The 25,193-nt window shown below is 70.3% G+C and carries 28 protein-coding genes and 2 riboswitches; of the genes, 17 read left to right on the forward strand and 11 right to left on the reverse strand.

Going from position 1 to position 25,193, the window contains the following annotated elements; genetic code table 11:
* Positions 1–18 precede the first annotated feature (18 nt).
* Positions 19–1,092 (forward strand): redox-regulated ATPase YchF, encoded by a 1,074-nt coding sequence (gene ychF, locus ACZZ9K_RS14850; protein WP_111100829.1) that lies wholly within the window; start codon positions 19–21, stop codon positions 1,090–1,092.
* A gap of 37 nt (positions 1,093–1,129) precedes the next feature.
* Entirely contained in the window at positions 1,130–1,516 is a 387-nt protein-coding gene (locus ACZZ9K_RS14855) for a DUF2510 domain-containing protein (RefSeq protein WP_463444455.1), read from the forward strand.
* Positions 1,517–1,552: 36 nt separating this feature from the next.
* On the opposite strand, the gene ACZZ9K_RS14860 is transcribed toward ACZZ9K_RS14855, so the two are convergent.
* Positions 1,553–1,933 carry a HepT-like ribonuclease domain-containing protein gene (locus tag ACZZ9K_RS14860; RefSeq protein ID WP_463444456.1) on the reverse strand — a complete coding sequence of 127 codons (381 nt, stop codon included), beginning with the start codon at positions 1,931–1,933 and terminating at the stop codon, positions 1,553–1,555.
* Complete coding sequence (locus tag ACZZ9K_RS14865) at positions 1,933–2,397, reverse strand: helix-turn-helix domain-containing protein (RefSeq protein WP_463444457.1); 465 nt, start codon at positions 2,395–2,397, stop codon at positions 1,933–1,935. The genes ACZZ9K_RS14860 and ACZZ9K_RS14865 overlap by 1 nt, the downstream gene beginning before the upstream one ends.
* A 100-nt stretch (positions 2,398–2,497) precedes the next feature.
* Between ACZZ9K_RS14865 and ACZZ9K_RS14870 the strand changes: the two genes are divergently transcribed.
* On the forward strand, positions 2,498–2,962 hold the full coding sequence (locus tag ACZZ9K_RS14870) for a phage tail protein (RefSeq protein ID WP_173035820.1): 465 nt from the start codon (positions 2,498–2,500) through the stop codon (positions 2,960–2,962).
* Positions 2,963–3,044: 82 nt separating this feature from the next.
* Here ACZZ9K_RS14870 and ACZZ9K_RS14875 read toward each other — a convergent pair whose 3' ends face one another.
* The gene (locus ACZZ9K_RS14875) at positions 3,045–3,332 is read right to left on the reverse strand and encodes a hypothetical protein (RefSeq protein ID WP_017887091.1); all 288 of its coding nucleotides are present in this window, start codon (positions 3,330–3,332) and stop codon (positions 3,045–3,047) included.
* A 272-nt stretch (positions 3,333–3,604) separates the two neighbouring features.
* Complete coding sequence (locus tag ACZZ9K_RS14880; protein WP_463444458.1) at positions 3,605–4,216, reverse strand: HD domain-containing protein; 612 nt, start codon at positions 4,214–4,216, stop codon at positions 3,605–3,607.
* Between the two features lie 139 nt (positions 4,217–4,355).
* Here ACZZ9K_RS14880 and ACZZ9K_RS14885 point away from each other — a divergent pair, with 139 nt between their 5' ends.
* Together ACZZ9K_RS14885 and ACZZ9K_RS14890 are read left to right on the forward strand one after the other, a co-directional pair.
* Positions 4,356–5,165, forward strand: a complete 810-nt coding sequence (locus ACZZ9K_RS14885; RefSeq protein WP_463444459.1) for a hypothetical protein — start codon at positions 4,356–4,358, stop codon at positions 5,163–5,165.
* Entirely contained in the window at positions 5,162–7,033 is a 1,872-nt protein-coding gene (locus ACZZ9K_RS14890) for an amidase family protein (protein WP_463444460.1), read from the forward strand. The genes ACZZ9K_RS14885 and ACZZ9K_RS14890 overlap by 4 nt, the downstream gene beginning before the upstream one ends.
* 83 nt (positions 7,034–7,116) lie before the next feature.
* On the opposite strand, the gene ACZZ9K_RS14895 is transcribed toward ACZZ9K_RS14890, so the two are convergent.
* Positions 7,117–7,893, reverse strand: a complete 777-nt coding sequence (locus ACZZ9K_RS14895) for an isocitrate lyase/PEP mutase family protein (protein WP_463444461.1) — start codon at positions 7,891–7,893, stop codon at positions 7,117–7,119.
* Between the two features lie 112 nt (positions 7,894–8,005).
* Here ACZZ9K_RS14895 and ACZZ9K_RS14900 point away from each other — a divergent pair, with 112 nt between their 5' ends.
* The 3 genes from ACZZ9K_RS14900 to ACZZ9K_RS14910 all read left to right on the forward strand — a co-directional run bounded on the left by ACZZ9K_RS14900 (position 8,006) and on the right by ACZZ9K_RS14910 (position 9,991).
* The gene (locus ACZZ9K_RS14900; protein WP_260678810.1) at positions 8,006–9,193 is read left to right on the forward strand and encodes a MalY/PatB family protein; all 1,188 of its coding nucleotides are present in this window, start codon (positions 8,006–8,008) and stop codon (positions 9,191–9,193) included.
* Between the two features lie 214 nt (positions 9,194–9,407).
* Positions 9,408–9,614 carry a type II toxin-antitoxin system HicA family toxin gene (locus ACZZ9K_RS14905; protein ID WP_463444462.1) on the forward strand — a complete coding sequence of 69 codons (207 nt, stop codon included), beginning with the start codon at positions 9,408–9,410 and terminating at the stop codon, positions 9,612–9,614.
* The gene (locus ACZZ9K_RS14910; protein WP_463444463.1) at positions 9,611–9,991 is read left to right on the forward strand and encodes a hypothetical protein; all 381 of its coding nucleotides are present in this window, start codon (positions 9,611–9,613) and stop codon (positions 9,989–9,991) included. Before ACZZ9K_RS14905 ends, ACZZ9K_RS14910 begins: the two co-directional genes overlap by 4 nt.
* Before the next feature lie 27 nt (positions 9,992–10,018).
* Here the strand turns inward: ACZZ9K_RS14910 and ACZZ9K_RS14915 are convergent, their stop codons facing one another.
* Positions 10,019–10,204, reverse strand: coding sequence for a hypothetical protein (locus ACZZ9K_RS14915; protein WP_017887087.1), 186 nt, complete (start codon positions 10,202–10,204; stop codon positions 10,019–10,021).
* An 80-nt stretch (positions 10,205–10,284) separates the two neighbouring features.
* Complete coding sequence (locus ACZZ9K_RS14920) at positions 10,285–10,773, reverse strand: GNAT family N-acetyltransferase (RefSeq protein WP_463444464.1); 489 nt, start codon at positions 10,771–10,773, stop codon at positions 10,285–10,287.
* A 68-nt stretch (positions 10,774–10,841) separates the two neighbouring features.
* Here ACZZ9K_RS14920 and ACZZ9K_RS14925 point away from each other — a divergent pair, with 68 nt between their 5' ends.
* Positions 10,842–11,726, forward strand: coding sequence for a LysR substrate-binding domain-containing protein (locus ACZZ9K_RS14925; protein WP_463444465.1), 885 nt, complete (start codon positions 10,842–10,844; stop codon positions 11,724–11,726).
* Positions 11,727–11,772: 46 nt separating this feature from the next.
* On the opposite strand, the gene ACZZ9K_RS14930 is transcribed toward ACZZ9K_RS14925, so the two are convergent.
* The 4 genes from ACZZ9K_RS14930 to ACZZ9K_RS14945 form a co-directional block, all read right to left on the reverse strand.
* A complete protein-coding gene (locus ACZZ9K_RS14930; RefSeq protein ID WP_017887084.1) occupies positions 11,773–12,027 on the reverse strand; it encodes a hypothetical protein in 255 nt (84 codons plus the stop codon).
* Positions 12,024–12,506: an FBP domain-containing protein gene (locus tag ACZZ9K_RS14935; protein WP_027464546.1), complete on the reverse strand. Its 483-nt coding sequence runs from the start codon at positions 12,504–12,506 to the stop codon at positions 12,024–12,026. The genes ACZZ9K_RS14930 and ACZZ9K_RS14935 overlap by 4 nt, the downstream gene beginning before the upstream one ends.
* A gap of 85 nt (positions 12,507–12,591) precedes the next feature.
* Positions 12,592–13,329, reverse strand: a complete 738-nt coding sequence (locus ACZZ9K_RS14940; RefSeq protein ID WP_138802719.1) for a M48 family metalloprotease — start codon at positions 13,327–13,329, stop codon at positions 12,592–12,594.
* 13 nt (positions 13,330–13,342) lie between these two features.
* Positions 13,343–13,717 carry a BlaI/MecI/CopY family transcriptional regulator gene (locus ACZZ9K_RS14945; RefSeq protein WP_027464548.1) on the reverse strand — a complete coding sequence of 125 codons (375 nt, stop codon included), beginning with the start codon at positions 13,715–13,717 and terminating at the stop codon, positions 13,343–13,345.
* Positions 13,718–13,813: 96 nt separating this feature from the next.
* Positions 13,814–13,934, forward strand: a riboswitch (glycine riboswitch).
* A riboswitch (glycine riboswitch) is annotated at positions 13,935–14,036 on the forward strand. It abuts the riboswitch before it with no gap.
* Between the two features lie 49 nt (positions 14,037–14,085).
* Here ACZZ9K_RS14945 and gcvT point away from each other — a divergent pair.
* The 8 genes from gcvT (at position 14,086) to ACZZ9K_RS14985 (ending at position 25,106) form a co-directional block, all read left to right on the forward strand.
* Complete coding sequence (gcvT, locus tag ACZZ9K_RS14950; protein ID WP_463444466.1) at positions 14,086–15,231, forward strand: glycine cleavage system aminomethyltransferase GcvT; 1,146 nt, start codon at positions 14,086–14,088, stop codon at positions 15,229–15,231.
* A gap of 4 nt (positions 15,232–15,235) precedes the next feature.
* The gene (gene gcvH / locus ACZZ9K_RS14955; RefSeq protein WP_027464550.1) at positions 15,236–15,613 is read left to right on the forward strand and encodes a glycine cleavage system protein GcvH; all 378 of its coding nucleotides are present in this window, start codon (positions 15,236–15,238) and stop codon (positions 15,611–15,613) included.
* The gene (gene gcvP, locus ACZZ9K_RS14960; protein ID WP_463444467.1) at positions 15,610–18,531 is read left to right on the forward strand and encodes an aminomethyl-transferring glycine dehydrogenase; all 2,922 of its coding nucleotides are present in this window, start codon (positions 15,610–15,612) and stop codon (positions 18,529–18,531) included. The genes gcvH and gcvP overlap by 4 nt, the downstream gene beginning before the upstream one ends.
* A 547-nt stretch (positions 18,532–19,078) precedes the next feature.
* Positions 19,079–20,707 (forward strand): peptide ABC transporter substrate-binding protein, encoded by a 1,629-nt coding sequence (locus ACZZ9K_RS14965; RefSeq protein ID WP_463444468.1) that lies wholly within the window; start codon positions 19,079–19,081, stop codon positions 20,705–20,707.
* A 221-nt stretch (positions 20,708–20,928) separates the two neighbouring features.
* Positions 20,929–21,858, forward strand: coding sequence for an ABC transporter permease (locus ACZZ9K_RS14970; RefSeq protein WP_027464553.1), 930 nt, complete (start codon positions 20,929–20,931; stop codon positions 21,856–21,858).
* A complete protein-coding gene (locus ACZZ9K_RS14975) occupies positions 21,848–22,798 on the forward strand; it encodes an ABC transporter permease (RefSeq protein ID WP_027464554.1) in 951 nt (316 codons plus the stop codon). Before ACZZ9K_RS14970 ends, ACZZ9K_RS14975 begins: the two co-directional genes overlap by 11 nt.
* A complete protein-coding gene (locus ACZZ9K_RS14980; protein ID WP_214520872.1) occupies positions 22,795–24,537 on the forward strand; it encodes a dipeptide ABC transporter ATP-binding protein in 1,743 nt (580 codons plus the stop codon). The genes ACZZ9K_RS14975 and ACZZ9K_RS14980 overlap by 4 nt, the downstream gene beginning before the upstream one ends.
* A gap of 62 nt (positions 24,538–24,599) precedes the next feature.
* The gene (locus tag ACZZ9K_RS14985) at positions 24,600–25,106 is read left to right on the forward strand and encodes a PH domain-containing protein (RefSeq protein WP_463444469.1); all 507 of its coding nucleotides are present in this window, start codon (positions 24,600–24,602) and stop codon (positions 25,104–25,106) included.
* Positions 25,107–25,193 lie beyond the last annotated feature (87 nt).

Below are 25,193 nucleotides of genomic sequence, written 5' to 3' on the forward strand. Positions count from 1 at the left end.
CCGGTAGGCTCTTCTTCCGTGGCTCTCACCATCGGAATCGTCGGTCTCCCGAACGTCGGCAAGTCGACCCTGTTCAACGCCCTGACCAAGAACCAGGTCCTCGCCGCGAACTACCCGTTCGCGACGATCGAGCCGAACGTCGGGGTGGTGAACCTGCCCGACTCGCGGCTCGACCAGCTCGCTGAGCTCTTCCACTCGGAGAAGACCGTGCCGGCGCCGGTGTCGTTCGTCGACATCGCGGGCATCGTCAAGGGCGCGAGCGAGGGCGAAGGCCTGGGCAACAAGTTCCTCGCCAACATCCGCGAGGCCGACGCCATCGCGCAGGTCGTCCGCGGCTTCACCGACGACGACGTCGTGCACGTCGCGAACAAGGTCTCCCCGAAGGACGACCTCGAGGTCATCAACACCGAGCTGATCCTCGCTGACATGGAGACCATCGACAAGGCGCTCCCGCGGTACGAGAAGACCGTGAAGCTCAAGCAGACCGAGCCGATCGTGCTCGAGACCGCTCGCGAGGCCCGTGCCGCGCTCGAGCAGGGCACCCTGCTGTCCGCCACCAAGATCGACCTCTCGCCGATCGCCGAGCTCGGCCTGCTCAGCGCCAAGCCCTTCATCTTCGTCTTCAACGTCGACGAGGCGATCCTGACCGACGAGTCCCGCAAGGCCGAACTGGCCGCGCTCGTCGCCCCGGCGCAGGCCGTGTTCCTCGATGCCCAAGTCGAGTCGGAGCTCATCGACCTCGACCCGGCGGACGCCGCCGAACTGCTCGAGTCGACCGGTCAGACCGAGTCGGGCCTCGACCAGCTCGCCCGCATCGGGTTCGACACCCTCGGGCTGCAGACCTACCTGACGGCCGGTCCGAAGGAAGCCCGTGCGTGGACGATCGGCAAGGGGTGGAAGGCTCCCCAGGCTGCCGGCGTCATCCACACCGACTTCGAGAAGGGCTTCATCAAGGCCGAGGTCATCTCGTTCGACGACCTGGTCGCGACTGGCTCGATCGCCGAGGCCCGCGCTGCCGGCAAGGCCCGCATCGAGGGCAAGGACTACGTCATGCAGGACGGCGACGTGGTGGAGTTCCGCTTCAACAACTGATCTGCCCACGTGGTTCGTCGTGCGCCAGGATGAGCGCATGACGAACGCACAGGCAGGGTGGTACGACGACGGCTCCGGCACCATGCGGTGGTGGGACGGTTCCGCGTGGACGGAGCAGGTGCAGCAGGCGCCCGCGGCGTCGGGGGTCGGTGGAGTGATCGGCCGGTTCCAGGCGGAAGCCGCTTCGGGTGGTCAGCCGCGTCCGGCACAGAACGGCATGAGCTACGTCGTGCTGCAGGTGGTGCTCAAGGAGAAGTTCTTCGGGACCGGTTCGGGCAACCTCACCGAGCTCGAGAAGGCGATCAACGCGCAGGCTGCGCTCGGGTACCGGCTGCACACGATCACGACGGCTTCCTCGGGGAGCACGGGTTTCGGCGGCGGCGACCGGGTGCAAGCCACGATGGTCTTCGAGCGCCTGAACTGAGGCGAGCGGTCCGAGGCGTCGGGACGCCGGGCGTGGTCAGTCGACGAGCGCCAGGATCACCGCGGGGATACGGTGCTCGATCGCGTCCCAGACGATCTCCTTCCGCGCCTTCCGGTAGTCGTGGGACAGGATGTTGCGGGTCTTCCGGACCGCCGCGAGCGACAGGTCGGACGGAAGTCGTGCCTCCCGGTCCTGGGGGATGCGACCGAGCAGGTCGTCAAAGTGGATGATGACCGCTTCGGCTGCCCGGTAGGTGAGGCTGCGGGTCGCGTCGAACTCGCTCCGCCCGTGCTCGACGATCATGGAGCACTCGGCGAGCAGGTCGAGGAAGTTGGCCTGCAGCGACGGCCACCGCTCGTCGAGGGCAGCAGGGTCACGGTCGTTGCGGGGCCGAGGCGTGAACCGGGGAGCCGACATCACAGCGGCACGGCTTCGTCGAGGACGTGGGCGAAGTGCTCGTCGTCCTCGAGGTCGTCGGTGAGGACGTCGACCTCGAAACCGGTGATGCGCTCGACCTCGTGCGCGAATCCACCGAGATCGAACAGCGATGCCGCGGGGGTCAGGTGGACCAGCAGGTCGATGTCACTGTGTTCGGTGTCCTGACCGCGCACCGCGGAGCCGAAGACGCGGACGTCCTCGAGGTGGAAGCGCTTCGCCTCGTCGAGGATCGCGTCGGCGTAGACGGCGAGCGGGATGCTCGGGCGGGTGTGCGCCGCTTCGAGGATCCGCCGGAGCGACTCCGGGCGCGGCCGCTTCCGTCCGCTCTCGTACGCCGAGATGGTGGGCTGCTGCATGCCGGCGGCGGCAGCGAGACCGGTCTGCGAGAGGCCGAGGTCTTCGCGGGCGGCGCGGATCAACTCCGCAGCACGTTCGACCCGCATGGCGACCCCCCTATAGCTCTCGACTATAAAGGACTCGCCCTTGCTGGTGAAGCGGCATGGGGGACTAGATTCGGCTCGTCCGAGCGCCCGAGGAGGCCCCATGCCGTACGTCGTCGACTTCGTGAACGTCTCCACGGTGGGGCTCGAGACATCACCGGTGGTGGATGCGCTCGCCGGCCTCCGTGCGAACGAGGCCCGTTACTTCAAGAACAAGTACGACCACGACCTCACCACACGTCCTGCCGCCGAGGCTCCCGAGCTGGTCGAGTACGTCGCCCGCGTACTCGTGGAGGAGCGGGGTCTCGTGATCGCGTCCCCGCCACTCGAGGCCACCGAAGCAGTGGTCGACGGTGTCCGCTGGACCTACGTCTTCTACGAGTCCGGCCTGGCGATCAACGTGCTCTACACACTCGAACCGGGCGGCAAGCGAGCGGTCGGGTTCAAGCTCTCCGACGGCATGGAAGTGCCGGAGGAGCTCGCCGACAAGTTCAAGTTCGCCCGGCAGCGGTCGAAGCTCGCGGGCACGATCCGCGGCTCGTTCTTCGTGATCAAGGGCGAGTACTGACGCGTCGCACCGGGGCAGCCCCGGGAACCACGAAGCGCCGCCGAGCGGACTCGGCGGCGCTTCGTGGTGGGGCTGGTGGGACCTAGGCCGCGAGGGCCATCTCGCCCGCCTGCACGGACTGTGCCTGCAGCAGGGTTCGGCTGGCCTCGCCCGCCCAGGAGCGGCCCGGGACGGTCCAGCCGGCCTCGCCGACGGCGTCGAGCCGGGTGCCCCGGGTGACGAAGGTCCCCAGGTCGTCGGCCGCGATGCGCACGAGGTACTCGCGCTGCGAGCGGTCGTCGCGCACCGGGAACTCGGCGATGCGGTCGGGGGTGATCGTCGGGGCCGCGAGTGCGGTCCCGAACACGGTGATTCGTTCGTTGCTGGTCATGGTGCTGTACTTCCTGGTCATTCGGCGCCAGGGCGACTCGGTGTCGGCGGACGTCTCAGTCCAGCGCGACGCATCGAGTGCGGGGCGCGCACGTCGAGTTTCAACGTGCAGCTCGTCCGTTCGGATCGAGCGGTGTCTCGAGTGGAATGCGACTCGGGTGAGTCGGTGTCGAGAGGTTGGTGTGCGCGAGTCAGATGGGTTCGCTGCAGTGCACCAACCAGAGACTATACGCCCACCCCGCCGAGAAGTCCAGCGAGCGACCGGACCGAGCGTCAGGACGCCAGGAACGCCGTCCAACGGTCTCCACCGGCGGCCACGTTGCCCGAGCCGTCGAGGCGAGCCGCGGCCGAGGAGGGCTTGCGCGAAGCCTGCTCGCGGATCAGCCCGTCGAACGACGCCGAGAAGTCCAGACGGGGCAGCGCGGCCGTGACGTCCCGCAGGTCGTCCGGCGACCACCTGTCGAAGCCCACTCCGGAGACGTCGAGCGAGGTCGCGACCTCGAGCAGGTGCCCCTCGGCGTCGAGCTCCGGGTCGACGGACCGCCACATGTGCCGCTCGATGATCTCCCCGACCCGACGGGCTCGCACGGCGTCCCACCCGGCACCGAGCGCGAAGACCGAACCGACCGCGCCGCCGGCGTCCTCGAAGGGCACCCCGTGGGCGTCGAACGACGGGGTCACGCCGAGGTCGTGGAGCATCGTCGCGACGAAGAGCAGCTCGGGGTCCGGTTCGAGGTCGACCGTCGGGGCGAGCAGGACGGCCCAGGCCCACGAGCGCAGGCAGTGGTGCACGAGGGCGGGTTCGGACCACGCCCGTACGACGTCCAGTGCGCGCGCAGCGACGGGGGAGGGCGGGGTGAGCAGGGCTTCGACGTCGACCGACATGGCACGACAGTAGCGGCAGGAACGAGCCGTAACGGGGCGGAAACGTGCTGGGCCAGAACCGGAAACAGCACCCCGTTAGCTTTCGGTTCACTGAGTACCCGCTCAGCACCCCTCCACCCCACCCGAAGGAACTGCGACCATGCAGCACCGACCACGGCTGCGCCCCCGCGCGACGATCGTCTCCTCGACGCTCGTCGCCGCCGGGGCGTTCGGCCTCGCCGTCCTGACGGCCGCTCCGGCCCAGGCAGCACCCACCGCGACCACCGCCACCATCGACGCCCCGGCCACCGTGACCGTCGGCACCGCATTCGACGTCGACCTGACGATCCCGGACACCGCCGACGTCTACGCGTACGAGATCACGCTCGAGGCCGACTCGGTGCAGTACCGGGACGACAGCGTCACCGGCCCGGACGGTGGCTTCGACAGCGTCGAGCAGGACGGTGACGCCCTGACGATCGTGCACACCCGCCTCGGCACCTCACCGGCACTCGACGGCGACCTGGCCGCCTCGATCTCGCTGACCCCGACGGCGGTCGGCAGCGTCGACCTCGACGTCACGAGCATCACCCTCGTCGGCTCCGACGGCACGTCGACGACCCTCGACGACCCGGCGAGCACCACCGTCGTGGTCGCCGCGGCCGCGACCACCGCCCCGACGGCCACGCCGACGCCGGGTGCGACCACGCCGCCCGGCGACGGTGGCGGAACGGGTGCCCCCGCCGGCCCCGGCGACCCGACGGCACCGGGCGCCGATCCGACCGACGGCGCCACCGCCGGGGCAGGAGCCGGCGGGGACGACCGTCCGACCGGAGGCGACCTCGCCTGGACCGGCGCCGACGTCGCGCCGTGGATCGCCGCGTCCATCGCCCTGCTCGCAGCCGGCGGCACCCTGATCACCCTGCGGGCCCGTCGTGCCCGCCGCGACCGCACCGGAGCCTCCGCATGACCGCCACGAAGCAGGCCGCCCGCAAGCAGGCCGCCAGCAAGAAGCGCACGGCCGTCGCCGGCGCCGCACTCATCGCCCTCGTCGGCACCGTCCTCGCCGCGACCCCCGCGATCACCGCCGCCGCAGCACCCGCGGCCGTCGACGCCAGCCCCGCCGCCATGCTCGCGCCGTACTACACGGACCTCGACCTGACCGGCGACGACCAGGTGACGAAGGCCGACCTCGCCGTGCTCACCGACCACCTCGGTGCGACGACCGCGAGCACCGACTGGGCGACGGTCAGCGCCGCGGACACCGACGCCGACGGCACCATCAGCGTCGCCGACCTGGCCGGGTTGTCCCAGCGGATGATCTACGACGACGGCCCGTTCCAGCTCGTCGAGGCGTCGACCATCGACATGCAGGCCGCGATGAACGCCGGGGTCACCACGTCGGTCGCGATCACCGAGGACTACCTCGACCGCATCGCCGCCTACGACCGCGCGAAGGTCGACACCGCGTCGACCGGGCGCCCGCTCAACTCGATCGTCACCACCAGCGCCGACGCCCTGGCCGCCGCGAAGACCGCGGACACCGAGCGCGCCGAGCACGGGATGACGAGCATGCTGCTCGGCGTCCCGATCGCGGTGAAGGACAACTACGACACGAAGGACATGCCGACCACCGGCGGCTGCGGCTGCTGGGACGACAACCAGACCGACACCGACGCCGCCATGGTCACCGGCCTGCGCGACGCCGGCGCCGTGATCCTGGCGAAGGCCAGCCTCGACGAGTTCGCCTTCGGCTTCGTCTCCGAGTTCTCGTCGAACCAGTCCGCCGGCTCGTCGCTCCTGGTCGCCAGCCCGTACAACACGGCGCAGACGGCCGGTGGCTCGAGCGGCGGCACCGGCGCGGCGATCTCCGCGAACCTCGCCGGGATCGGCTTCGGCACCGACACCGGCGGCTCGATCCGCGTGCCGTCGACGTACAACCAGCTCGTCGGTATCCGGCCGACGGTCGGCCTGACCAGCCGCGACGGGATCATCCCGCTCGCCCTGTCCCAGGACACCGGCGGTCCGATCACGCGCTCGGTGACGGACGCCGCGGTCGCGCTCGACGCCGTCACCGGCGTGGATGCGGCGGACCCGGCGACGAGTGCGCAGGCCGGCAAGGTGCCGACGTCGTACACGACGTCGCTCGACGCCGACTCCATGCAGGGCTCCCGCATCGGCTACGTGACGAGCATGGTCGGCACGAACGCCACGACGAAGCGCCTGTTCGACGCCTCCGTCGCGAAGCTCGAGGCCGCCGGAGCCACCGTCGTCCCGATCACGGCGACGACGGCCTTCAACCGGGTCCTGTCCGAGGGCAGCGGCAGCACGAACGAGTTCAAGCACGACCTGGACGAGTACGTGGCGAAGCACCTCGACCCCGACGTCGCCGCGCGCTCGCTGCAGGGCATCCTGGCCTCGGGCGAGTACGTGCCGAGCCGCAAGAGCACCTACCAGTCGCGCGACCTGATCACCGACGCGCAGTACCAGGCATGGGCCGGACCGACGGGGTCGCACACGACGCAGCTCGCCACCGGCAAGCAGCTCGTGACGCAGATGCTCGACGACCAGGACCTCGACGCGCTCGTCTACCCGTCGGGCACGCCGTACGGCACGCAGTCGACGAACATGCGCCTCAGCCCGAACACCGGCATGCCGGCGATCACCGTCCCGATGGGCCAGGCGACCGCTGCCGACAACACGATCACCGGTGCCGGCGTCAACCTGGAGTTCCTCGGCCGCTCGTTCGACGAGGGCACGGTCATCGGCCTCGGCTACGCCTTCGAGCAGGCGACGCACGCGCGCACCGCGCCCGCGCTGTACCCGGCGCTCGGTTGAGCTGAGCGGGTCGCGATCGCGACCATGTGATGGACGGGAGGCCCGGTGCCAGCTGGCACCGGGCCTCCCGTCCGTCTGCTCCGTCAGTTCAGGGTCGGGGTGTCCTCCGGCACGACGCCGTCGGCGTACAGGTCGGTCGCCAGGTCACGGAGCGCGCGCAGCGCGACGCGCTGCGTGAGCGGACCGTACGAGATGCGGGCGACGCCGAGTGCCTCGTACTCCGCGGCGGGCAGGGCGCCGGGCAGGCCGATGACCGAGAGCTTGCCGCGGCCCAGGCCGGCGACGAGCCGCTCGACCACGGAACGCTCGATCGCGCCGGGCACGAAGACCAGGGCGGCGCCGTTGTCCAGGAACGCCTTGCCGCGGGCGATCGCGTCCTCGATGCTCTCGTCGATCGGGCGGTCGCCGCCGCGCACGATGGCATCGGTGCGGGCGTTCAGCTGGAAGTCGACGCCCTCGGCCTGCGCCGCAGCGGTGATCGCGGCGACGCGGGCGACCGCCTCGTCGAAGGGACGCAGCCGGTCTTCGACGTTGGCGCCGACGATGCCCGAGCCGATGGCGCGGCGGATCGTCTCGGCGGGGTCCTCGTAGCCGTCGTCCAGGTCGGCGGTGACCGGCAGGTCCGTGGCGGCGGCGACGATCGCTGCCCCGGACAGGGCGAGGTCGAGGGGCATGCCGCCGTCCTCGTACCCGTACGACGCGGCGATCGAATGCCCGGCGGTGGCGATCGCCTTCGTGCCGGGCAGGTCGCTGACGACCTTCGCGGTGATCGCGTCCCACACGTTCACGACGCGCAGGATCTCGGGGGCTTCGTGCAGCTGCTTGAGGGTGACGGCCTTGTCGGCGGTGCTCGTGCTCATGCTGCCGACAGTAGGCCGACGGGGCGGCCCCCGGCCGCGAGCCCACCCGAACACGACGTGGGATGACGTCGGGAGTCGCGCCGGGCCTCCTGGCAGGGGCATGCTGGGACGCATGGCGAGCGACGAGCAGGACCCGGTCGGTACGCTCCGCGGGGTCCGGACGAGCATCAAGTGGACGCGGTACGCGCCCGACGTGCTGCCCCTGTTCGTCGCCGAGATGGACCACGACGTCGCGCCGGCGATCCGGCAGGCCCTGATCGAGCGGGTCTCGCAGTCCGACCTCGGGTACCTCGACGGCCCCGGGCCGCTCGCTCCCGCCTTCGCGCAGTTCGCGCTGGACCGCTGGGGCTGGGAGATCGATCCGTCGCGGATCCACCTGGCCACCGACGTCAGCGTCGGGATCGTCGAGTCGCTGCGGCTCGCGCTGCCCGACGGCGGCCGCGTCGCGATCACGCCGCCGGTGTACCCGCCGTTCTTCGAGCTCGTCGAAGAGGCTCGATGTCAGGTCGAGGAGGTCCCGCTGCTCGAGCAGTGGGGGCAGTACCGGCTCGACCTCGAGGGTCTCGAGCGGGCGTTCGCCGACGGGGTCGGTGTCTTCCTGCTCTGCAACCCGCACAACCCCGTCGGACTGGTCCACGACCGGGCCGACCTCGTCGCGATCGCCGAACTGGCCGCGAAGTACGACGTCCTCGTCATCAGCGACGAGATCCACGCGCCGCTGACGCACCCCGGCGTGCAGTTCACCCCGTTCGCCGCCGTCGCCGAGCCGCTCGGTGCCCGAAGCGTGTGCGTGACCTCGGCGAGCAAGGGGTGGAACCTCGCCGGCGTGAAGTGCTCGGTCATCGTCGCCGGCGATCCCCGGACCGCCGCGCTCCTCGACACCCTGTGGGAGGAGGTCGCCTGCCGCACGAGCATCCTCGGGCTGCACGCGAACCTGGCGGCGTTCACCCTGGCGACGGACTGGCTCGACGACGTCGTGGCGCGCATCGTGGCGAACGACCGGCTGCTCGCCAAGCTGCTCGTCGAGCACCTGCCCGGGGTCGTCTACACGCGGCCGCGCGCCGGGTACCTGGCGTGGCTCGACTTCCGAGGCATCGGCCTCGGCGACGACCCCGCGGTGCCGCTGCGGGAGCACGCGTACGTCGCGCTCAACTCCGGGCTGGGGTTCGGGTCGGAGGGTCGCGGGTTCGTCCGGCTCAACCTGGCGTGCTCACCGGAGACCCTGCGCGAGGCCGTGTTCCGGATCGCCGCGGCGTACCCGTCGAGCGCGCAGGAGGGGCTGGTCTGGCACGTCGCCTGACCTGCTCCTGACCCGCGCCTGACCGGCGCGTGCCGGCGACGCGGCTGGAAGGCTCGTCCTCCACAACTCGCCCTGGCTGAAATCTGTTCACAGATCGCGTTGGGTCTCCTGGGTCGCGCTCCGCGGACCGCCACGGTCGGTGCATGCAGAGATCCGATCCGACAGTGTCCAATCGAGATAGGCAGGATTGCCTAGTCATAGTTGGCCAGCTACGGTGAAGCGCACGGAGTTGCTCTGCCGGCTCGCTCGGAAGGCTGACGAGAACGACGTCGAGTTCGTGTTCCACCGCCACGGCGGGAGCCACGACCTGTTCCGCTTCGGTCGGAACACGGTCGTCGTTCCGAGACACCGAGAGGTGGAGGAGATGACGGCGCGCGGCATCCTCCGTGACTGCGACCGACGAGGAGATGGGCGACGATGAGTCGACACACGGTGCGCGCGGAGCGCGGCAAGAAGTACTGGGTGATCTGGATCGACGGCGTCATCCGGACGCAGGCGAAGCGCGAACGAGAGATCGAGCTGATGGCTCGCGACTGGCTCTCGTTGATGAACGACGACCGCGATCCGGAGTCCTTCGAACTCGTCGTCGAGGTGGCGATGCCCGAAGCGGCGCAGGCGCACCTGGACCGTGCGGTCGCCCTCCGCCAGGAGTCCGAGCGCGCACGCGTCGAGGCAGCGAAGGAGACCGCCGCCGCGGCGCTGGTGCTGCACGAGTGCGGGCTCACGGTGCGTGAGATCGGACCGCTGCTGCACGTCTCGCACCAGCGAGCACAACAGCTGGTCGCCGCCGCTCGCTGACTGCCCGGGTCATCGAGCCCGCCGGGGTCAGGCCACGTACTGGTTGCGGCCGACGACGCGGATGCGCAGGTCATCGTCGCGGTCCATCGCGAGGAGCTCGCGGGCCACGAACCCGACGGACGGCCACCGGGACACCTCGGTCACCATGAAACCGTCGATGAAGACCTGCCACGCGCCGGCCTCGCGGACCGCCTGCACCTCGTACGTCGCCATGCCGCGAGCGTACCGGGACGGTGCCGCCGTCAGTGCAGGTCGAACGTCAGTGCAGGTCGAACGTCAGTGCAGGTCGAGGGTCAGTGCAGGTCGAGGGTCATGTGCACGTCGGCCCGCACGTAGGGGCTCGGGGCGACCTCGTCCTCGCGCAGGTGCCGGAAGCCGAACGCCTCGTACAGGTGCACGGCGCTGGTGAGCTGCGCGTTGCTCTCCAGGTCGATGCGGTGTGCACCGAGTTCGCGTGCCCGGTCGAGCGCCGCGGTGATGAGCCTCCGCCCGGTGCCGTGCCCCTGGTGGTCGGGGGAGACGGCCATCTTCACGAGCTCGAACACTCCGGGGGTGGTGGGCACGACCCCGATGCACCCGATGACCTGGTCGTCGAGCCGGGCGACCAGGACGGCCCCACCCCGCTCCACGACGCGGCCGGCGGGGTCGGAGAGGAACACGCGGTCCTCGTCCTCAAGGGTGAAGTACCGGGTGATCCACGCCTCGTTGAGCGTGCGGAACGCCTCGGCGTCCGCGGGGGTGGCGAGGTCGGCGAGGGTGACGGTGGAAGTCGCTTCGGGCATGCAACCATCCTCGGGTGGTGATGCAGTCACGTCCAATACTCGTTCGCGCTGATCGATACGCTGTATGCATGGATCGAGAACCGGACGTCGACCTCCGGCAGCTGCGGGCGTTCCTGGCCGTCGCCGACGAGCTGCACTTCGGCCGTGCTGCCGAGCAGCTGCGGATCGCGCAGCCCGCGCTGTCCCAGCAGGTCCGGCGGACCGAACGCGCGCTCGGGGTCGACCTGTTCGTCCGGACCAGCCGCAGTGTGGCCCTGACCGCCGCCGGCCGGGTGCTGCAGGGGCGTGCGCGATCGCTGCTCGGGCAGGTGCGACGGGACCTCGACGAGACGGTGCGGGTCGGTCGGGGCGAGGTCGGGCGGCTCGACGTCGGGTTCGTCGTCTCCGCGCTGCCCCTCGGTCCGATCGAACGCGTGCAGGCGTTCCGGGAGCGCTACCCCCTGGTCCGGGTGGAACTGACCGAGGGGTACTCATCGACCCTGCTCGCCCGGATCGTCCGCGGCGAACTCGACCTCGCGGTCGTCCGCGATGCCGACCCGGACCCCGCCGTGCGGCTGCTGCCGTTCCGGTCCGAGGCCTTCGTCGCCGCTGTCCCGCGCGGCCACCGGCTGGCGGATCGGGATCGCATCCGCGGCACCGAGCTGGTCGACGAGCCGTTCGTGTTCTTCCCGGCGGTCGCGGGTGCCCTGGCGACCGAGCGCAACCTCGCACCGGTCACCGCCGGTGGCCGCCGTCCCGTCATCGTGCAGGAGGCCACGACCTGGGCGACCGTGCTCCACCTGGTCGGGGTGGGCCTCGGTGTCACGGTGGTGCCGGAGAGCGCCGCGCTCGCCGCACCCGACACGGTGGCGCTCCTGCCCCTCGAGGGCAGCGACCACCGCAGCGAGCTCGCCTGGGCGATACGCGCCGACGACGACCGCGAGATCCTACGCAACTTCGTTGCCGCGGACTGACCGAGCGGACCGGCTGCGCCAGCGGACGCCGCTCGGGCGTCCTCGCTCAGCCGAGCGACAGGACGGGCGCCCGGTGGTCACCGAGTTCGTCGATGCGCCACGGCCGAGCGCCGCGCAGCGTCAAGCCGAGCTGGACCAGCACGAACCCGACGTGCGGCTCGACGTCGGGGTCCCACGGCCCCTCGACGCCCAGGCCGAACGCGCCGAGTTCGTCGTCGGCCTCGTCCCGCAGCGTCAATCGCCACCGGCCGTCGCCGAGTTCCTCGACCACGGCCCAGCGGGCGGTGCCGAACCGGCTCACGCCGTCTTGGTGATGTCCGCGGTGAAGTTCTGCACGCGCTGCAGCAGGGAGGCGCCACGCATCGCGATCGTCGCCGGCGGGTTCAGGTGCGGGGGCGCGGTGCGGATCAGCATCGGGCACCCGAGGTCTTCGCAGATGTACGTGCCGATCGTGTTGCCGTTGCGCCCCGACTCACCGGCACGCGCGGCGGAGAACAGCCGGACCTGGGTCGCGGGCTGCGGCGAGTGGCAGAACGAGCACATCGCGGCGATGCCGGGGCGCAGCGAGCCACCGGCGGACCGGACGACGATGCCCACGGGGCGCTCGTCGATCCAGGACACGATGTACCCGCGGCGGGCGGCCTGCGGGTCGCGCCAGCCCAGGAACTCGCGTTCGTCCCAGAGTGTCTCGTGCAGGCCCGGGATGGGCAGCTGTGCGAGTTCGTCGGGGGTGGCGTTCACGAACGACGATCGGATGTCGGCTTCGGTCAGTGGCTTCACGGTCCGATCACCATATGCCTCGCCCCCGACACGTGGTGCGTCACGACAGCCGTGTGGTCGACGGTGCGGTCTCGGATCGCCCCGTTCAGGACAGTCTGGAGGCGCGGATCGCGCCGAGTGCGCTGCTCCCGTCCGCCACCAGCACCGCCCGGCGCAGGGCGTCGCGTCCGACGCGACGGGCCGCCGCGTCGTCCGCGGCGAACTCCACGAGCACGCGCGTCGACCGCGCCATGGCGCGCGCACCGGGCACCCACGGGACCGCACGTTCGATCGATTCTGCGACCGCGACCGCAGCCGCGTGGTGCTGGGTCAGGTGGGCACGTTCGTGGGCGACCACGGCCTCCAGTTCGTCGGTGCGCAACCGCTCTGCCAAGCCGGTGCTGACGAGGACGCCGCCGCTGCGCCCCGGCACGGCGCACGCCAGTGCGTGGTCGGCCTCGACGACGGCGACGGGGGTGCCGTCGATCTCGCGGTGCGGGGCGACCCCGGAACGCATCGCCTGCCGGACGGCCTCGTGTTCCGGGCCGGGGCGCACCCGGACCGCGACGACGAACGCGACGACCCCGAGCAGCGCGACGCCGACGTTGAAGCCGTGCGTGGGGGAGCCGTCCCCGCCGAACAGCTCGGTGACCGGACGGTCCGCGAGCACCACGAGGGTGATGCCGACCACGAAGCCGACGACGCCGAGCAGGACCGCGACCGACCAGCAGACCAGCGCAGTGCGGGGCAGGTCGATCGTCCAGGCGGAGCGGGTCAGGACCCGGGGCGCGAACACCACCACCGCGAGTGCGAGGACGATGAGCGCGATGCCGGCGACGACCACGGTGCGCAGCCGGTCAGGAGCGGGCGCGGGCGTCGAGGGCGCGGCGCAGGGCCTCGAGGTCGTCCGAGGCGAGCGAGCCGGTGAACTGCAGCAGTGCGGCCTCGCGGTCGGAGGACGCGGCCAGCGCGCTCGACATCAGCGACGCGGTCTGCTCGTCGCGACTGTGCACGGCGCGGAACGTCAGGGGAGCGTCGTCGTGCTGTTCCCGTTCCACCTGGCCCTTGCGGCCGAGCCGGTCGAGCACGGTGAGCACGGTCGTCAGCGCGGGGCGGGGCTCCGGGAACGCGTCGAGCACCTGGCGAGCGGTGAGCCCGGCGTCGGCGGAGCGGAGTGCGTCGAGCACCGCCTGCTCCAGCTGCCCGCGGGGGCGCGATCGTTGTCCGGCCATCCCCGCATTCTACGAGATGTCGAAGGCCGGGCCACGACACACGCTCGTAACGCGGTCTCGGTATGCTCTGGGCGGACAACTGAACACACCGGCCGCTCATCCGTCGCGGGAGACGCCGTGCACGTACCTCCGGGTACGTCGTGCCCTCGGGCGCACGCACGGCACCGAAGGAGCAATCCCCCCGTCAATCTCTCAGGTCCCACACCGCAGCGGACAGGCCACTCTGAAAAGCAGACGCACGGTCGTCTCGCCCACGGTGAAAGCCGCCGGACCTCACGGGCCGCGGTGAAACTCTCAGGCCCATGACAGAGGGGGAGTTCCACCCGGCGATCGTCGCCGGGCCCTGCCGATGCCAGGAGAACTCCGCCATGAGTCCGTCCCCACTGCCCACGCCGGGTCAGCGTTCGTCGCCGCTCGAAGCCGTGCACGAGGCCGCCGGTGCGACCTTCACCGACTTCGCCGGGTACCGCATGCCCGTGCGCTACTCGTCGGACCTCGCCGAGCACCACGCCGTGCGCGAGGCCGCCGGGGTCTTCGACCTGTCGCACATGGCCGAGATCGGGGTGACCGGCACCGACGCCGTCGCCTTCCTCGACCACGCGCTCGCCGGGTCCTTCGGCACGATGCCGATCGGCCGCGCCAAGTACTCGCTGCTGCTCGCCGAGGACGGCGGGATCCTCGACGACCTCGTCGTGTACCGGACCGACGACGACGTCTTCCTCGTCGTCGCGAACGCCTCCAACCGCGATGTCGCCGTCGGTGCGCTCACCGCCCGGGCCGACGGGTTCGACATCGAGGTCTCCGACGACTCCGACACCACGGCCCTCGTCGCCGTGCAGGGACCGGCGGCGGCCGGCACGCTCGACGCCCTCGTGGTCGCCGACCGTCTGCAGCCCGAGACCCCGCTCGACGAACTCGGCTACTACCGGGTGCTGCACGCGCTGTTCGACGGTGCCGACGTGCTCGTCGCGCGCACCGGGTACACCGGCGAGGACGGCTTCGAGGTCTACACCGACCCGGACACCGCGCCGGTGCTCTGGGACGCCCTGCTCGAGGCCGGTGCCGACCGCGGGGTCGTCCCCGCAGGCCTCGCCGCACGCGACACCCTGCGGCTCGAGGCCGGCATGCCCCTGTACGGGCACGAGCTCGGCACCGACGTCCGCCCGGCCCAGGCTGGCCTCGGCCGCGTCGTCGCCAAGGACGGCGACTTCGTCGGGGCGGCCGGCGTCACCCCGTCCGCGGACGCCCGCGTGCTCGTCGGCCTGGTGACCGAGGGGCGCCGTGCTCCCCGAGCCGGCTACGACGTCGTGCTCGACGGCACGGTCGTCGGCACCGTGACCTCGGGCGCGCTCTCGCCGACGCTCGGACACCCGGTCGCGATGGCCTTCGTCGACCCGGCCGCGCTCGCCGCCGTGTCCGACGGGGCACAGGTCCTCCACATCGACGTCCGCGGGACTGCCGTCCCCAGCACGGTCTCCGCGTTCCCCTTCTACCGCCGCGCCTCGAAAGGCTGACCCCATGACCGACCAGACCGCACTCCAGTACACGGCCGACCACGAGTGGCTGCTCGTCGAGGGCGACACCGTCACCGTCGGCATCACCGACCACGCCGCCGAGCAGCTCGGTGACGTCGTCTACGTCGAGCTCCCCGCCGTCGGCACCGCCACCACCGCCGGTGCGCAGATCGGCGAGATCGAGTCGACCAAGAGCGTCGGCGAGCTCTTCGCCCCGATCGAGGGCGAGGTCGTCGAGGTCAACGACGCCGTCGTCGACACCCCGGACACCGTCAACCAGGACCCGTTCGGTGCCGGCTGGCTTGTGAAGATCAAGGTCGACGGCACCTCGTTCCCCGAGGACCTGATGGACCACGACGCGTACCGGGCCTCCATCGCATGACCGCGTTCGAGAACCTCCAGACGTCCTTCGCCGACCGCCACATCGGCACCACCCCGGCAGACCAGCAGGCCATGCTCGACGTCGTCGGGCAGCCGTCGCTCGACGCCCTGGTCCGTGCGGCGATCCCGGAGTCCATCCACGTCGGCCCCGTCGCCGACTCGGTGATCCCGGCTGCCGTCGGCGAGACCGAGGCGCTCGCCGAGCTCCGTGCGAAGGCCGGCCGCAACACCGTCCGCCGCGCCATGATCGGCCTCGGGTACCACGGCACCCACACGCCCGCGGTGATCCAGCGGAACGTGCTCGAGAACCCGAGCTGGTACACGGCGTACACGCCGTACCAGCCGGAGATCTCGCAGGGCCGCCTCGAAGCACTCATCAACTTCCAGACGATGGTGTCCGACCTGACCGGCATGGCCACCGCCGGCGCCTCGATGCTCGACGAGGGCACCGCCGTGGTCGAGGGCATGCTCCTCGCCCGCCGCGCGTCCAAGGTCAAGGGCGACGCGTTCCTCGTCGACGCCGACCTGCTGCCGCAGACCCGTGCGCTGCTCGACCACCGTGCGGACGCCGTGGGCATCACGCTGCGCGCGTTCGACGCTGCCGACGGCCCGAGCGACGAGCAGCTCGACGGTGCGTTCGGCGTCATCCTGCAGTACCCGGGCGCCTCGGGCCGCGTCGTCGACCCGTCGTCGGTCATGGAGCGGGTCCACGCCGGTGGCGGCATCGCCGTCGTCGCGGCCGACCTGCTCGCGATGACCCTGCTCGCCAGCCCCGGCGACCTGGGTGCCGACGTGGCCGTCGGGACGAGCCAGCGCTTCGGCGTCCCGCTCGGCTTCGGTGGCCCGCACGCCGGCTACCTCGCGGTGCGCGCCGGCCTCGAGCGCCAGCTCCCCGGTCGCCTGGTCGGGGTGTCCTTCGACGCCGACGGCCAGATGGCCTACCGCCTCAGCCTGCAGACCCGCGAGCAGCACATCCGCCGCGAGAAGGCGACGAGCAACATCTGCACAGCGCAGGTCCTGCTCGCCGTGATGGCCTCGATGTACGCGGTCTACCACGGGCCCGAGGGCCTGCGGTTCATCGCCGGACGGGTCGCGCGGACCACCGGCGCACTCGCCGCCGTCGCGCGTGACGCCGGGGTCGAGGTCGTGCACGACGCCTTCTTCGACACGCTCACCCTGCGGGCCGTCGGTCGCGCCGAGGCGATCGTCGCGGCAGCGCAGGACGCCGGCTACCTGCTGCACGTCGTCGACGCCGACACGTTCCAGCTGTCCGTCGACGAGACGACCACGCCCGACGACGTCGTGGCGCTGGCGGGCGTGCTCGGGGCGGTGGACGTGACCGTCCCCGCGACCGAGACCGCCGTGCGCGACGTGGCCACGGGCCTCCCGGCCGCCCTGCAGCGTGAGAGCGACTACCTGACGCACCCCGTGTTCAGCGCACACCGCAGCGAGACCCGCATGATGCGGTACCTCAAGCACCTGTCCGACAAGGACTACGCGCTCGACCGCGGCATGATCCCGCTCGGCAGCTGCACGATGAAGCTCAACGCGGCGACCGAGATGGCCGCCGTGACCTGGCCGGAGTTCGCGAACATCCACCCGTTCGCACCGCGCGAGGACGTCGAGGGCTACCTCGACATGATCGGCGACCTCGAGTCGTGGCTCGCCGAGGTCACCGGCTACGACACCGTGTCCCTGCAGCCGAACGCCGGCAGCCAGGGCGAACTCGCCGGCCTGCTGGCCATCCGCGGGTACCACCAGGCCAACGGCGACAGCGAGCGCACGGTCTGCCTGATCCCGTCGAGCGCCCACGGCACGAACGCGGCGTCCGCGGTGCTCGCCGGCATGAAGGTCGTCGTCGTGGCCTGCGACGAGAACGGCAACGTCGACCTCGAGGACCTCCGGGCCCGCGTCGCCGCCCACGCCGACACCCTCGCGGCCCTGATGATCACGTACCCGTCCACCCACGGCGTCTACGAGCACGACATCCGCGAGATCTGCGACGCCGTGCACGACGCCGGCGGCCAGGTCTACGTCGACGGTGCGAACCTCAACGCGCTGCTCGGCCACGCCCGCTTCGGTGACTTCGGCGGCGACGTGTCGCACCTCAACCTGCACAAGACCTTCTGCATCCCGCACGGCGGTGGCGGCCCCGGCGTGGGACCCGTCGCCGCGAAGGCGCACCTGGCACCGTTCCTGCCCGGGCATCCGTTCGCGCAGCAGGCCGACCGGCGCTCCGGTGCGACCGTCGCCGAGGCGGACGACCGCCTGGTGCACGCCGGTGGCCCGGTCAGTGCTGCTCCGTACGGCAGCCCGAGCATCCTGCCCATCACGTGGACGTACGTCCGGATGATGGGGCTCGAGGGCCTCACCCGTGCGACCGAGGCCGCGGTCCTCGGGGCGAACTACATCGCGGCTCGTCTGCGTGATGCGTTCCCGGTGCTGTACACGGGCGACGACGGACTCGTCGCGCACGAGTGCATCCTCGACCTCCGCCCGCTGCGCGACACCACCGGCATCACGGTCGACGACGTCGCGAAGCGCCTGGTCGACTACGGGTTCCACGCGCCGACGATGTCGTTCCCGGTGGCGGGCACGCTCATGGTCGAGCCGACCGAGAGCGAGGACCTCGCCGAGCTCGACCGCTTCGTCGACGCCATGCTCGCGATCCGGGCCGAGGCCGCAGCGGTGGAGCGCGGGGAGTGGCCGGCGGACGACAACCCGCTGGTGCACGCGCCGCACACCGCCTCGTCGGTGATCTCGGGGGAGTGGGCGCACGCCTACAGCCGCGAGCAGGCCGTCTACCCGCTGCCGGGCATCAGCGGCCGGAAGTACTGGCCGCCGGTGCGTCGCATCGACCAGGCGTACGGGGACCGCAACCTGGTGTGCGCCTGCCCGCCGATCGAGGCGTTCGCCTGATCCGATCGGCGTCGACTCCCCGTCGTCGCCCCCGCTCGGTCGCCGAGCGCGTCGTGCCCCGTCCGGTCCGCCGGGCGGGGCACGGTCGCGTCCGGGCGTCCGGGCGTCCGGGCGTCCGGGCGTCCGGGCGTCCGGGCGGCCGGGCGGTCACGACACCCCGCTCAGTTCCGCCGAGCGGTCATGAACCGTCGTCCGGACCCGCTCCCACCGACAGTTCGTGACCACTCGACGCGCCACCCACGGCAGGTCCTGACCGCTCGACGCACCCACTCAGCCGTACCCCTGAGCGATGCTCGCCCGTCCCCGACTTGCACAGAAGTGTGACGGAGTGCAATGGATTTCATGCGGATGCAACAAAAACGCACGCTTCACCGGCACGCGCGCGAATGTTGCATCCTCTCGCAAGGATCGTGCAACTTGGTTACCGGCGTGTAACCGTTCGCCCCTGGGTTTGGACGCCGCTGTTCACCTTGCCTACGCTGCAAAGGTCAAACGCGCCCGGGTGACACCGCTGTGCCCTTGCGCGTCCCATGCACCAGGAGGAACCTTGATCAAGAAGCGCGCCGGGCTCTCAGCCCTCGCCGTGCTCGGGGCCACAGCACTCGCCCTGACCGCCTGCTCCAGCAACAGCTCGTCGAACGGCGGTGACTCGGGCTCGGCGAACGCGTCCGGGATCGTCACCACGAACGGTACCGAGCCGCAGAACCCGCTGATCCCGTCCAACAGCACCGAGACCGGTGGTGGCAAGATCATCGACTCGCTCTTCGAAGGGCTCGTCTCGTACGACGCCGACGGCAAGCCGGTCAACGAGGTTGCCAAGAGCATCGACACCGATGACTCGAAGACGTTCGACATCACGTTGAACACCGGCTACACCTTCACCAACGGTGAGAAGGTCACGGCCGAGTCGTTCACCAAGGCGTGGAACTGGGCAGCCCAGAAGTCGAACGCCCAGGGTGCCAGCTACTTCTTCGAGAACATCGAGGGCTACAACGCCGACAAGGACTCCGAGCTCACCGGCCTCAAGGTCGTGGACGACGACGAGTTCACCGTCACGCTGAAGTCGGCGCAGTCCGACTTCCCGCTGTCGCTCGGCTACTCGGCGTTCGTGCCGCTCCCGTCGGCGTTCTACGACGACACCAAGGCGTTCGGTGAGAACCCGATCGGAAACGGTCCGTACAAGCTCGACGGCAAGAAGGCCTGGACCCACAACCAGTCCATCAAGCTCGTCACCAACAAGGACTACGAGGGCAAGCGCAAGCCGAAGAACGGTGGTCTCACGATCACGTTCTACGCCTCGCAGGACACCGCGTACTCCGACGCCCAGGGCGGCAACCTCGACGTCCTCGACGCCGTGCCGGACAGCGCTTTCAAGACCTACAAGTCCGACTTCCCGGACTCGAACGTCAACCAGGCCGCCGCGATCTTCCAGGCGATCTACCTGCCCTACTACCTCGACCACTGGAAGGGTGAAGAGGGCAAGCTGCGTCGCGAGGCCATCTCGATGGCGATCAACCGCAAGCAGATCACCGACAAGATCTTCGACGGCACCCGCACTCCGGCCAAGGACTTCACCTCCCCGGTGATCGCCGGCTGGAACGACGACCTCGAGGGGTCGGACGTCCTGGACTACAACGAGTCCGAGGCCAAGAAGCTCTGGGCCGAGGCCGACAAGATCTCGAAGTACGACGACACGCTCACCATCACGTACAACGCCGATGGTGGCCACGAGGCCTGGGTGACCGCGGTCACGAACTCGATCTCGAACACGCTCGGCATCAAGGCCGAGGGCAACGCGATCCCGACGTTCCAGGAAGCCCTGGACCTCCAGACGAACGACAAGCTCAAGGGCGGCAGCCGCACCGGTTGGCAGGCCGACTACCCGTCGCTGTACAACTTCCTCGGCCCGACCATGGGTGAGGGCTCGTCGAACAACTACTCGCGGTACGACTCCAAGGAGTACAACGAGCTGCTCGCCAAGGGCCGTTCGGCTGCGACGGTCGAAGAGGGCAACAAGTCCTTCGACCAGGCACAGGAACTCCTGTTCCAGGACCTGCCCGAGATCCCGCTCTGGTACTCCAACGTGACCGGTGTCTGGAACGCGGACAACGTGTCGAACGTCAAGTTCGGCTGGAACTCGGTGCCGCTGTACTACGACGTCGAGGTCAAGAAGTAACACCGGTCTCCTCGAGACCAAGGCGCGAGCAGGTATCCTGCCTCGCGACCACCGGACGGGGGTTCGGGGACTGCACAGGTCCCCGAACCCCCGTAACACGGTGACAACACCCCCACACAGCGGGCGCCCTCCCGCACCGGACATCCGTGCCGACCCTCGGACCGTCCACCCCTCACCACAATGAACCTGATCGACATCGCTCCGGACCGGGCAGTGATCTGATGCTCTGGTACCTCGGCAAGCGCCTCCTGCAACTCATCCCCGTGTTCTTCGGGGCCACGTTCCTCATCTACTTCCTGGTCTTCTCGCTGCCCGGCGACCCGATCGCCGCGCTGTTCGGCGACCGGCAGCCGTCGCCGCAGGTCATCGAGACGCTGCGTCAGCAGTACAACCTCGACAAGCCGTTCATCGTGCAGTACCTGCTCTGGATCGGCGGCGTGTTCCGCGGCGACCTCGGCGTGACCTACTCAGGTCTGCCGGTCAGCCAGCAGCTCGCGTCGGCCTTCCCGATCACCGCGCGCCTGGCGATCCTCGCGCTCGTGTTCGAGGCCGTCGCCGGCATCGTCGTCGGCGTCATCGCAGGGCTGCGCAAGGGCAAGCTGTTCGACGCCACCGCGCTCGTCGTGTCGCTCCTGCTCATCTCGGTGCCGACCTTCGTCGTCGGGTTCGTGCTGCAGTACGTCTTCGGCATCAAGCTCGGGCTGTTCCGGGTCACCGTCTCCGGCGAGGCACCGTGGAGCGAACTCGTCCTGCCGGCGATCGTGCTCGCGTCGGTGTCGTTCGCGTACATCGTGCGTCTGACCCGAGCCAGCGTCGCCGAGAACATGAGCGCCGACTTCGTGCGCACCGCGACGGCAAAGGGCCTGCCCCGTCGTCGTGTCGTCGGCGTGCACATCTTCCGGAACTCGCTCATCCCCGTGGTGACCTACCTGGGTGTCGACATCGGCAACCTGATGGTCGGCGCGATCGTCACCGAGGGCATCTTCAACATCAACGGTGTCGGCGGCACGGTGTTCCGCGCCGTCAAGCTCGGCGAGGGCCCGACGGTGGTCTCCTTCGTCGCCGTGATGGTCATCATCTTCATGCTCGCCAACCTCCTGGTGGACCTGCTCTACGCCGTCCTGGACCCGAGGATCCGCTATGCCAAGTAACGCCGCACCCCGCTCGGCGACGCACTACGTCGCCCCGCTCGAAGAAACCCCCCTGCAGGCGGTCGACCAGGTCAACGAGGACGAGAAGACCCGTTCCCTGTGGACCGACGCCTGGGAGTCGATGCGGACCCGCCCGACGTTCTGGATCTCCTCGGTGCTGATCCTGCTGATCATCGTCGTCGCGGTCTTCCCGGGGCTCTTCGCCCACGTCGACCCGAGAGCGTCGAACCTGGACAACAGCGACGGCGGACCCGAGGCCGGGCACATCCTCGGCTTCACCCGTCAGGGCTCGGACGTCTACGCCCGCGTGATCTGGGGTGCCCAGAACTCGCTCATCGTCGGCATCGTCGCGACGATCCTGGTGTCGATCGTCGGCATCGTGATCGGTTCCCTGGCCGGTTTCTACGGCGGCTGGCTCGACACGATCGTGTCCCGTATCGGTGACATCTTCTTCTCGATCCCCACCGTCCTCGGTGCGATCGTGATCATGTCGGTCATCCCGGCGCGGAACGCGATCACCGTCGCGCTCGTCCTCGCTGCGTTCGCGTGGCCGCAGATCGCCCGCATCATGCGTGGCGCCGTGTTGAGCGCCAAGCAGGCCGACTACGTCATGGCGTCGGCGGCCCTGGGCGTCAGCCGGTTCCGGACGCTCCTGCGCCACGTCATCCCGAACTCGCTGGCTCCGGTCATCGTGGTCGCGACCGTGTCGCTCGGCACGTTCATCGTCGCCGAGGCGACGCTGTCGTTCCTCGGCATCGGTCTGCCGCCGTCGGCCCTCAGCTGGGGCCTCGACATCGGCACCGCCCAGACGTCGATCCGCACGAACCCGTCGACGATCTTCTGGCCGTCGGCTGCCCTGTCCATCACCGTGCTCGCGTTCCTGCTCCTCGGTGACGTGGTGCGCGACGCGCTCGACCCGAAGGCGAGGGCCCGCCGATGAGCGAGACACTGACCCAGACGAACAGCAGCCGTACCGGTGGTTCCGGCGCGCCGCTGCTCGAGATCACCGACCTGCAGGTCGGCTTCAAGACCCAGAGCGGGCTCGTGCAGGCCGTCCGTGGTGTCAACCTCACCCTCGAGCAGGGCGAGCGGCTGGCCATCGTCGGCGAGTCCGGTTCGGGCAAGTCGACGAGCGCCCAGGCGATCATCAAGCTGCTCCCCGGTACCGGTGAGGTCACCGGCGGTTCGATCAAGTTCAACGGGCGCGAGCTCGTCGGGCTGAGCGACAAGGAGATGTCGGAGATCCGTGGGAAGGAGATCGGCTACGTCCCCCAGGACCCGATGTCGAACCTCAACCCGCTGTGGTCGATCGGCTTCCAGGTCGAAGAGGCGATCCGCGCGAACGGCATGGCGACCGGCAAGAAGGCCGTCCGTGACCGTGCGGTCGAGGTTCTGCAGGAAGCTGGTCTCGGCGACGCGTCGACCCGCCTGAAGCAGTACCCGCACGAGTTCTCCGGCGGCATGCGCCAGCGCGTGCTCATCGGCATCGGTCTGTCGAGCCGCCCGCAGCTGCTCATCGCCGACGAGCCGACGAGTGCGCTCGACGTCACCGTCCAGCGTGTCATCCTCGACCACCTCGAGAGCCTGACCCGCGACTTCGGCACCTCGGTGCTGTTCATCACGCACGACCTCGGGCTCGCCGCCGAGCGCGCCGAGAAGCTCGTCGTGATGTACAAGGGCCAGGTCGTCGAGGCCGGTCCCTCGAAGGAGATCCTCGCCAACCCGCAGCACCCGTACACGCAGCGTCTCGTCGCGGCGGCCCCGTCGCTGGCCAGCCGTCGCATCCAGTCGAAGGTGCAGCACCAGCGGGTCGACATCTCCGACGCCGGCAACGACGACGCCGAGCTGATCGCCCGGGCCCAGGAACGCGAGCACCGTCCGGCCGAGGACCTCATCGTGGTGAAGAACCTCGAGAAGGTCTACAAGCTGCGCGGCAAGAGCCTCGCCACCCGCGAGCTCAAGGCCGTCGACGACGTGTCGTTCTCGATCCAGAAGGGCACCACCACGGCGCTCGTCGGCGAGTCCGGTTCGGGCAAGTCGACCGTCGCGAAGCTCGTCCTGCAGCTCGAGAGCATCACGAGCGGCACCGTGCAGTTCGACGGCATCGACATCGGCGCGCTGAAGGGCAAGGACCTCTTCGACTTCCGCCGCCGCGTGCAGCCGGTGTTCCAGGACCCGTACGGCTCCCTGGATCCGATGTACAACGTCGGGAACACGATCGCCGAGCCGCTCGCCACGCACAAGGTGGGCGACAAGGCCTCGCGTCGCGCCCGGGTGCTCGAGCTGCTCGACCAGGTCGCGCTGCCGAAGTCGATGGTGAACCGCTACCCGAACGAGCTGTCCGGCGGCCAGCGCCAGCGCATCGCCGTCGCTCGTGCGCTGGCGCTCAAGCCGGAGGTCATCGTCCTCGACGAGGCCGTCTCCGCGCTGGACGTGCTCGTGCAGGGCCAGATCCTCGACCTGCTCACCGAGCTGCAGACCGAGCTCGGCCTGACGTACCTGTTCATCACGCACGACCTCGCGGTCGTCCGCCTCGTCGCGGACAACGTCTGCGTCATGCGCCGTGGGCAGATCGTCGAGAAGGCGACGACCGACGAGGTCTTCGCCGCCCCGAAGGAGCAGTACACGAAGGACCTCCTGGCCGCCATCCCCGGCGCCGGGTTCGAGTTCGGACGCTGATCCACCTGGACACGAACGAGGCCGGACGCCCCGTCGTCCTCCGCGCTGGTCGCGGGGGTGCGGTGGCGTCCGGCCTCGTCGCCGTCCTGGGCCTGTTCCTGCTCGGCGATGCGGCGTTCCGGGGGAGCTGGGACGTCGTCCTCCGCGCCGCCGGCCCGATCGCCGTGCTCGTCTGGGCGCTCTGGGTCCTGACCTACCGCCCGTGCATCGTCATCGACGAGCGCGCGGTCACCGTGGTCAACCCGCTCCGCCGCACCGTGGTGCCGTGGCAGGCCGTCGCCGACGTCCGGCTCCGCTGGCAGATCGTGATCGAGACGGTCGCCGGCCGGAAGGTCCAGTGCTGGGGCGGCCCGTCGCTGCCACGGCCGAAGCCGGCCCGGCGGGGTGAGCGGGCGGTCCTGCGACAGCCCGACGAGATGACCGTGCTGCTCGACCGCTGGTCCGAGCACCGCGAGCGCGCCGGTGCCGGCGACGCCGTGCGTGGCTGGGACGGGCCGGCCCTGACGGTCGGCGCAGCCGCGCTGGTTCTGCTCGCCGCCTCGCTGCTCAGCCTGTGGCTGGGAGCCTGACACGGCTCGCGATCGCGACCCCAGACGGACGGGAGGCCCGGCGCACGACGTGCTCCGGGCCTCCCGTCCGTCTGCTGGTCGCGTCCA

This window comes from Curtobacterium sp. AC268 (genome assembly GCF_979258745.1).

Coding starts and splice junctions, on each gene's coding strand:
- ACZZ9K_RS14975 (WP_027464554.1), top strand. CDS start 21,848: ATGCCAAGTAACGCCGCACCCCGCTCGGCGACGCACTACGTCGCCCCG.
- gcvP (WP_463444467.1), top strand. CDS start 15,610: ATGACCGCGTTCGAGAACCTCCAGACGTCCTTCGCCGACCGCCACATC.
- ACZZ9K_RS14900 (WP_260678810.1), top strand. CDS start 8,006: ATGGCGAGCGACGAGCAGGACCCGGTCGGTACGCTCCGCGGGGTCCGG.
- ACZZ9K_RS14915 (WP_017887087.1), bottom strand. CDS start 10,204: ATGGCGACGTACGAGGTGCAGGCGGTCCGCGAGGCCGGCGCGTGGCAG.
- ACZZ9K_RS14885 (WP_463444459.1), top strand. CDS start 4,356: ATGCAGCACCGACCACGGCTGCGCCCCCGCGCGACGATCGTCTCCTCG.
- ACZZ9K_RS14860 (WP_463444456.1), bottom strand. CDS start 1,933: ATGTCGGCTCCCCGGTTCACGCCTCGGCCCCGCAACGACCGTGACCCT.
- ACZZ9K_RS14890 (WP_463444460.1), top strand. CDS start 5,162: ATGACCGCCACGAAGCAGGCCGCCCGCAAGCAGGCCGCCAGCAAGAAG.
- ACZZ9K_RS14910 (WP_463444463.1), top strand. CDS start 9,611: ATGAGTCGACACACGGTGCGCGCGGAGCGCGGCAAGAAGTACTGGGTG.
- ACZZ9K_RS14945 (WP_027464548.1), bottom strand. CDS start 13,717: ATGGCCGGACAACGATCGCGCCCCCGCGGGCAGCTGGAGCAGGCGGTG.
- ACZZ9K_RS14980 (WP_214520872.1), top strand. CDS start 22,795: ATGAGCGAGACACTGACCCAGACGAACAGCAGCCGTACCGGTGGTTCC.
- ACZZ9K_RS14920 (WP_463444464.1), bottom strand. CDS start 10,773: ATGCCCGAAGCGACTTCCACCGTCACCCTCGCCGACCTCGCCACCCCC.
- ACZZ9K_RS14865 (WP_463444457.1), bottom strand. CDS start 2,397: ATGCGGGTCGAACGTGCTGCGGAGTTGATCCGCGCCGCCCGCGAAGAC.
- gcvT (WP_463444466.1), top strand. CDS start 14,086: ATGAGTCCGTCCCCACTGCCCACGCCGGGTCAGCGTTCGTCGCCGCTC.
- ACZZ9K_RS14895 (WP_463444461.1), bottom strand. CDS start 7,893: ATGAGCACGAGCACCGCCGACAAGGCCGTCACCCTCAAGCAGCTGCAC.
- ACZZ9K_RS14970 (WP_027464553.1), top strand. CDS start 20,929: ATGCTCTGGTACCTCGGCAAGCGCCTCCTGCAACTCATCCCCGTGTTC.
- ACZZ9K_RS14880 (WP_463444458.1), bottom strand. CDS start 4,216: ATGTCGGTCGACGTCGAAGCCCTGCTCACCCCGCCCTCCCCCGTCGCT.
- ACZZ9K_RS14875 (WP_017887091.1), bottom strand. CDS start 3,332: ATGACCAGCAACGAACGAATCACCGTGTTCGGGACCGCACTCGCGGCC.
- ACZZ9K_RS14925 (WP_463444465.1), top strand. CDS start 10,842: ATGGATCGAGAACCGGACGTCGACCTCCGGCAGCTGCGGGCGTTCCTG.
- gcvH (WP_027464550.1), top strand. CDS start 15,236: ATGACCGACCAGACCGCACTCCAGTACACGGCCGACCACGAGTGGCTG.
- ACZZ9K_RS14855 (WP_463444455.1), top strand. CDS start 1,130: ATGACGAACGCACAGGCAGGGTGGTACGACGACGGCTCCGGCACCATG.
- ACZZ9K_RS14870 (WP_173035820.1), top strand. CDS start 2,498: ATGCCGTACGTCGTCGACTTCGTGAACGTCTCCACGGTGGGGCTCGAG.